Source organism: Paraglaciecola sp. (genome assembly GCF_030730205.1).
Classification (GTDB): Bacteria; Pseudomonadota; Gammaproteobacteria; order Enterobacterales; family Alteromonadaceae; genus Paraglaciecola.
In genome coordinates this window covers 1-7,715 of sequence record NZ_JANQVQ010000310.1, presented here as the reverse complement: position 1 = coordinate 7,715, position 7,715 = coordinate 1, and the positions used below count along the sequence as shown (strand labels likewise).

The window sequence follows — 7,715 nt, the reverse complement described above, 5'->3', positions numbered from 1 at the left end:
CCTCTTTTAAGATATAAGTAGAATAAGCATTGCGTGGAATTAAGTCTACTGATTCCGATGTAGTAATTTCTTTCATTGTTGCGCATTGTAAGGTGCTACCTAAACCTCTTTCGTCTTAAGTCCTGCCATTTTTCCGCTTTAGTTTTCTGCATTGACTTTAATACAAGGGTCAATGGGCATGAAATATTCATTTTCTCTAATTAATTCATAGTTTAAACAAAAAATAATTTTCTTTTTTTTGGAAAATAAACAGGGTTTTTCTTGGGTTAATAATTAAGCAAAAAAAACAATACTCCTATGATTATTTGATGGGTCAACTCCTCGCTTTATCACAGCAAAGGCATCTCTCATTGGACCCGGTAATTAAAGCGCTTTTTTGTCACGCAATTCATCGAACCGTGTTTTTGCGTAGTTTTGTTTATTAAAAGGAAAAGTAAAGATGAAGCAAATGAGTAAGGTCGCCTTGGCGGTGATGGTATGTTTTGGAATGAGTGGATGTTCATTGGAAAACGATAGTTCAACGGAGGTTGTGGTTGAGCCAATAAATGAAGCACCTGTTATTAACCTAAGTGATACATCAATAGCAGAAAAGCTATCTTTGACTGTCTCTTCGAGTGTAACTGATGACGGCACCATTGCAAAATATGAGTGGTCACAGGTTTCTGGTACTGAGGTGGCTATTACTGGCGCAGATAGCGCTGAGTTTTCATTTGTTGCGCCATCAGTTATTGCGGATGAGAACTTAGTTTTTTCTCTAACAGCAACAGACGATGAGGGTGCTGCTACTACAGCATCGGTAACCATCACGATTACTCAGGTAACCAATGATATAAAACTGACCGGGTTGGTGACAGACGGTCCGATTGCCAACGCTGAAGTTACGGTTGTGGTTGGTACACAGGAAACAAAGGTTATTGCTGATGCAAATGGTCAATATGAAGTAGAACTTGCTATTGACGATGATATTTCCACTGACATGGTCAGCATTGTGGCGCAAGGTGTAGAAACACAAGGTCGCGCTCGTCTGATATCGATCTTGGGTGACGTTGAAACGCTTTTATCTCTCGCAAATGCAGATGGTGTATTAAGCAGTGATGAACTAAGTGATGTTAATGTTACTAACTTAACGACTGCCAAAGTTGCCTTAATGCAATTGCTCAATAATGGCAATGATCCTCAAGACCAAGCGAGCTTAGTCAGCTTAGCTAGTAAAATTAGCTTAGAGCAACTATTCACCTTGGCGACGGCCATAAAAGTCGCTATCGATAAAGCCCCAGATAATGCAGAACTTGCATTGCCTGACGGAATAGTGGATACCTTAGATTTAGTCAGCGATGTTCAAGCAAGTAAGGCTTATATCTCACTCATAAAAACATCTGATGAGTATGTCGAGGCCATCCAAGAAATACTCAATGACTCGAATATTTTCGACGAGTCAATTTTTGAACTCGCACAGGTCTTATATTTTGCACAAGACGGTATCGCCATTAATTTAGCTGCCGCCGATGCAGAACAAGGGAAAATGGGCGAAATTCTTGATAACGATGGTAGTACATTTTTTTCCTACACGACCACGCCAAATTCGCTAGTCGTAAGCTTTGGTGATACCCCTTATATCTATGAATTAGGCACTGAAGAACAAGTGATTAATGGTGAGCCTACGGAAGTCACTTATGAAATTACTATTTCAAGTGTGATCTTTAGCCTCGACACTCTTGATAGCATCAGTATGACCTTAGAAAGTGACTTTAGTGGACTAAAACGCTATCCAGAGAATTCGCAGTTGAGCGCTGAAGAGGTTTCTTTTCAAGAAACCCATCAGGCGATTACCGCCAGCAATATCATTGATTTCTCCATAGATGAAGGCATGACCACTGACTATGCCTTACCCTTACCCTTAGGGTTTTTCACCGCTGACAATCTTGATATATTGACGATTGAGCAGTTTACCTTTGAACCAAACAACACGGGTGTGACGCGCGTATCAGAACAGTCATTTACTTGGAACTATGTTGGTGGTGAAGCTAGTTCAAAGCAGCAAGTAAGCGTTGTATTTGAAAATGGTGCAAGCTTACTTTATACCCAGTTAACTAATAGCAGTTCTGCTAAGAAATATGCGGTATTACTTAATGATGATCAAGCTGAGCGGCTTGTGATTGCTGATGGTGGGGAAATAGAGAGCGAAGACGGTTTCGATTTGGCAAGCATGCCAGGTATTTATGAACTTCAAGAGGGTATGGGTGAAAATTTATACCATTTCTGGTTTGAGCTTTGGCCAACAGGCAAGGCTTACACCGTTAGTACGTTCGACAACGATAACAATGGCATAATTTCGCAAGACGAAGTTTATGTTCAATATGGAGACTGGTCAGTAGACGAGGACGGAGAGTTAGACATTACCCGTTGGAATGAGGTGAATAATCCAAATGGTTCTGGCTGTTTTGGTGAATTAGATGCACGAGACTATGCATGTTATCTATTCAATAGTCGGTTGTTGAAACGCTTTGCCGTTGATGGCGATGCCTACGGCTTAACTAATTTTCATCGCTTTGATCTTGCTAATCAAGGAAGCTTTGATTATCTGCAAGTCAGTGCTAGAAAATTAAATAAAATAGACCAGCGGCCTTTAAACGCGCAAAGAGACAACTACTTACCTAGCTTAGCCCCTGCACCGTTTTTTGACTTAAGTTCACCGAGTGAGTTTTTAGATACGGACTACTTTTTAGTGGATGCCAACAACACGGTAAGTGGCAGCATAGCTTCACTCAACTTAAGCGGCGATGGAACGTTTAACCTTAAATCAGTGACTTCTGACGCGTTTGACATTAATGGTGCTTACATTACCTTTGAAGACAACGTCATGCGTTTTACTGAAGCACAAAGACTACCCAGAAGTTTTGCTTTCTTGATGGATGGTGATGACTTTCAACTAGTTGCGTTTGACGGTTCACCAATCTTACTTTTTGCTACGCAAGAGCAAGCACAGTTTACCCTTGACGCGATTAATAACCGCACAGCAGTAAAAAGCGTTACATCCTTAGTTGATTTGCAAAATGTATTGATAGACCGTGACCAAAATGATGAGTTTACCGCTTCGTATCTTATGTTTAGTGCAGAAAGTATTAGCATCTATACTGACAATACATACACAGAAGTGGTTGCTACTATCCCCTACAGCATTAACGAAGATGGCAGCATTGACATTAATGGTGGCCAAAATAGCTTATACATTGCCGCGGATAGTGGCGCTTTACATGTATTCATGACTTATGAAGAAGATGGTAGCGTAAGTGAAAATTACCTAATTAGCGATGTTACTCAAGCTGAACAACTTTTGAAGAATTTAAAGCAATTAGGGGCAGATAAGGCGAATTAAAATAAAGCGGTAAATCGGTGATCTCCCTTGGCCCTTTCTTGGTTTATTACCTCGAAAGGGCTTTTTATGTCTGATTAATAGGGGTTTACCACGGTAAATCTTTCATCGGACACAGCCCAATTTCCATTATCAGACACGAGAAGTATTTTGTAGTTGTTACCTTGCCCGTTAAATTGAGCTGGATCTAATGTATAAAGCCCAGTATTTTTCACACCAATCGCGACGGAATACCACCTTCGTTTTACGATTACCTTACTGTCAGCATAAAGTTTGTTGCCTATACCTCTTGAGTCATCATGTAATACATAAATTGAAACGGATTGCCCCCCTAATAGTCGTTCATCCCATTGGATACTATTTTTTTCTCCAATATTGTAGACCTCACTGGCTTCCGGTTTGAACACCACATCAACAAGCAAACGCTGTTCAATATTGTCCTCTAAGCCATTATCTTTGCTGATCCCAGTAACCACACTAAATAGACCGTCACTCACGCTCCAATAACCGAATTCACTTACAATTAAGATTTTAAATTTGTTTCGACCATTGGCCATAAAATTGTAAGGATCTAATTCTATTTTGCCTGTGTTATCAATCGCATCACCAATCAGATGCCAATGAATACCTTGAATTTGTTGCCAAGTATCGAAGCCTGTTTGCTGGAAAGTTAATTTTTGATTGATATAAATAGCCAGCTTACGGCCCTGTAATTTGGTGTTTTGCCAGGCAATTGAAAAATCAATTCCTATGGTCGCAATGTCATTTTGAGTGGGCTTGTCAATAGCAACGACACGACGATGTTTAATGAGTGTGTGACCACCTTCGAGTCGATAAATAAAGTCAGTTTTTTTGTCAAAGGTCGCGGGGCTATTTTTTTCAAATAATAGCCCAAAGGTTTGTTTATGTTCCTCATTTAATTTGACTTCATCAAGCTGCTGTAACAATAGTTCTGCAGTAGCAACGTCATCGGCAGCATAAAAAGCGTTAGCAAAAGCAAACATTTCATCAGTATCAACGTTTTGAAAATTGTTTTTGTTTGATTTATATAACTCGATAGCCTGTTCGGTATTGCCGGTTAAAATAAGATTGTTGATATAGCTTGCACGTTGGGCTGAAGTGGCAGTTAGAGAACGCATCTCATCGAGTAAGTATTTATACTTCGCTGAGTCTATCGCGAAGTAGCTTTTGACCAAAATATCGAGAATTTCAAACGTATGTTCGCTATTTGTGCTCAGCCGTGATTTTTCCGCTAAGGCAATTGCGCTTTCATAGTCCTTTACAACGAAAGCAATTTTGGCTCCCTCAATCGTCATTTGCTCACATGGGATATAATTTTTAATTGCGCAAAGTTCGAGTGCTAACAAATTGTAGTTTCTAGCTTGAGCATGGCTATTGGCATTAAAAAAATATCTAAATTGTGTTGAATACACATCTAGTAGTGATGATTGATAATTAGGCGCTAAACCTTCGTAAATGGTTTGTTGTTTATTTAAGTAGTTTTCAGTTTGAAGAGCGTTTTTTTGTTTGATGGATAGTTTAGCGGCTATCGAAAATAATTTTGCTAGATCAGGATGATTGCGATTATAGATTTTCTCACCTGTAGTAATCGCTTTTTCGATAAACTTGTTCGCTAGTTGTTGTTCGTTTTTTTCGCTGTAAAAATCTGCAGAATAGGCATTATACCAGACATTTGTTAGCGGCGTTTTTGGTTGTTTTTCTAAGGTGTCTAACAGCCGTTTGGTTTCATGGTATCCCTCTTTTGTCGATATTTCTAAATGCACTAGTAGTCCGTTTAGGGCCTCGCTATCGTTTTTAACCAAAAGACTTGCTTCATCTAGAAAATCAGTGGCTTTCGAAAACTGCATTTGTGCACTGGCGATTTCAGCCAATAAAAGCAACCCGGAGTGATGTTTTCTTAGTTCAAGTTGGTAGGTGTGCACTATTTGTTCGGCTTGTTTAATATTGCCTTCGTTGTAAGCAATATTAGCTCGCAGGATCGCCGTTTCTACGTGATGGGTTTCAATCGTGCCGGCAACGGTAGAGGCTTTATTCAAATATCCCAAATTGAATAAACTTGTAGCTAAGGTTACAAGTATTCGATCTCTAGTTGGAGCGTCATGAATTGCCAAATCAGCAACTAAATCGACCCCATAAGAAAGCAAGCTAGCTGCACTCAACTGAGTACTTTTAGATAGACTGGGTGAGGCTGCACTTAATAAGTTTTCGTAATAACTTAAAATCTGATTATTTTTAGCTGACTCAGCGGCCAACTGATTATTCTTTATCAAGGTAAAGGTGGTCACTGCTAACACTATCAGTGGTAGTAGGATGGATGCCAATGCCGACACCGGCTCTCTATATGACCATTTTTGATACTTGTAAATCAGATCGTTGCGATACCAAGTTAGGGGGAGATTAGCCAAATAGTCTTCAATAGCAGCAATAAAAAATTGCATACTAGTAATCCGTTTTGCCTTTTCTTTTTGAATCGCAAAATCAATGATTGCTTGAATATCAGAGTCTTTGTTTTGGTGCTCTAACAGATGAGATAGCACCTTACCTACAGAATAAATATCACTTGCAGTTGTGATGTGTTCACCCGCAAATTGCTCTGGGCTGCCAAAATTATGACTGACCCCACTTAAGTATGTGTTGCTTTGTTTGCTATGATCAGACACGGTGATAGTCGTACGTGCTATGCCAAAATCCATTAACTTTGGCTCACCCTGTTTATCCACTAAGATGTTTGAGGGTTTAATGTCTGCGTGAATGATTCGGTTTTGATGCGCCTCTAGCACTGCACGGCAAACTTTCAACATAATACTTAAACGTTGAGGCACGGTTAGTTTATTTTCAGAACAATATTGGTCAATGGTTATGCCATCGATGAACTCCATTACCATGTAAGGTAAACCTGACGAATCGGTTTCTACGTTAAGTACCTTTCCGATGTTGACGTGTTCTAAGTCCGCGAGATGTTGAGCTTCTCTTTTCACTAAGTCGTTACCGCCTAAGGCAACAATAGAAGGATAAACAAATTTTATCGCTACTTTTTGCTGTAATTGACCGTCATTTCTTACTCCTAAATAAACAGCTCCCATTCCACCAACGCCAAGCCTTTTTACGAGTTGATAAACACCTACCTGTTTACCAACTAGTAGTTTAACTTCCTCATCGTCGACTAATTTTTCAGCTTGCTTGGAGATAAGTCCCAAAAATTCAGTATGTTGTTGATTACTTTTGTGAGCATCAATTAGCGCTAGCACTTCGTTATAAAAAGGGTGACGTATATCGAGGATCCCGGATAGGGCGGTTTCCATTGCATGTTCATCAATGGATAGTAAATAACGAAATACGGCAAGAGAGCTATCAAACTGCATAAAAATCCCTTTAATCGATGAGTGTAATACCTCTTAACATTGCGTTCTAAGATAAGCCTTTGCGGTTGACAATTCGTTGTAGACGGTTGATTTTTCTATACTCAATTCAAATTGAATATCGCGAATATCGAGGCCTAAGAAATAATGCAATATTGCAACTTGATATGAGCGAGGTGAGAGTTGCTCAAGCTTTGAAAAAGCATCGTCAAACAACAGGTAGGGTTCTGGGTTTTCAGATAATTGGAAAAACTCTGCGATTGGTTGCTCATCTAGCGTTCTTTTCAGGGCATTTTTACTTTTCAAATCATCTAACAACATCCATCGAACAAAGGTTGCTAAGGAAATCAAAAATTGTTCTCGGTTATCAAAAATTTCTTTAGGAGGACTTAGGCTGGCTAATACGTCATGCATAAGTGAAGTGGTGTTGGGTAGTTGATCAACAAGGCTCTGCTTGCTGTTTTTTTGTAGTTTATTATTCAGCTGTTTTTTTACAATTCCACGTAAATGGTAATAAATGATACTGCGAAGTTGATTGGCACTGTAAAGGTCATTATTGATGACCCAATTGTTTAAAATCTCAGTAAATTCGCCGTCATTTTCGCTATCAATCGTTATTCTTTGTGCTTTGTGCATATTCTGGTTGTTTCCATTTTACCTAACACATTGGTAATTAAACTCAGTTTTGACTCACGGCGTTGTGTATTTTCGTTTTAACGTGAAACAGGTCAAAAACTCATCGCTGATTAGAATAGGCTTTAGCGGTCTATCTAACAAGCTTTGTTTATGATTTTATTGAAGTTTTTTGTTTTAGTAGGATTTAAAGGGATGTCTTTCGAGCAAAATAAGAGCCAGAAACGGGTGTTTCTGGCTCTTGTGAATAAGCAAAAATTTATTGGTTTGCTTGTCTAAATTTAGCGATGAGCTGATTGGTTGATGCATCAAAATTTAGGGCAGCATCA

Annotated in this window: 3 protein-coding genes; 1 reads left to right on the top strand and 2 read right to left on the bottom strand. The window is 39.2% G+C overall.

The annotated features are described in order from the left end of the window. The first annotated feature begins 439 nt into the window (after positions 1-439). Positions 440-3,376: a hypothetical protein gene (locus tag NWQ57_RS20425; RefSeq protein WP_306024033.1), complete on the top strand. Its 2,937-nt coding sequence runs from the start codon at positions 440-442 to the stop codon at positions 3,374-3,376. A 74-nt stretch (positions 3,377-3,450) separates the two neighbouring features. On the opposite strand, the gene NWQ57_RS20420 is transcribed toward NWQ57_RS20425, so the two are convergent. Together NWQ57_RS20420 and NWQ57_RS20415 are read right to left on the bottom strand one after the other, a co-directional pair. Continuing rightward, the gene (locus NWQ57_RS20420; protein ID WP_306024032.1) at positions 3,451-6,756 is read right to left on the bottom strand and encodes a serine/threonine-protein kinase; all 3,306 of its coding nucleotides are present in this window, start codon (positions 6,754-6,756) and stop codon (positions 3,451-3,453) included. Between the two features lie 33 nt (positions 6,757-6,789). Continuing rightward, positions 6,790-7,389: an ECF-type sigma factor gene (locus NWQ57_RS20415; RefSeq protein WP_306024031.1), complete on the bottom strand. Its 600-nt coding sequence runs from the start codon at positions 7,387-7,389 to the stop codon at positions 6,790-6,792. Positions 7,390-7,715: the final 326 nt, after the last annotated feature.

What these genes read in the sequence shown, in the direction of transcription:
- NWQ57_RS20425 (WP_306024033.1), top strand. Translation starts at nt 440, where the DNA reads ATGAAGCAAATGAGTAAGGTCGCCTTGGCGGTGATGGTATGTTTTGGA.
- NWQ57_RS20420 (WP_306024032.1), bottom strand. Translation starts at nt 6,756, where the DNA reads ATGCAGTTTGATAGCTCTCTTGCCGTATTTCGTTATTTACTATCCATT.
- NWQ57_RS20415 (WP_306024031.1), bottom strand. Translation starts at nt 7,389, where the DNA reads ATGCACAAAGCACAAAGAATAACGATTGATAGCGAAAATGACGGCGAA.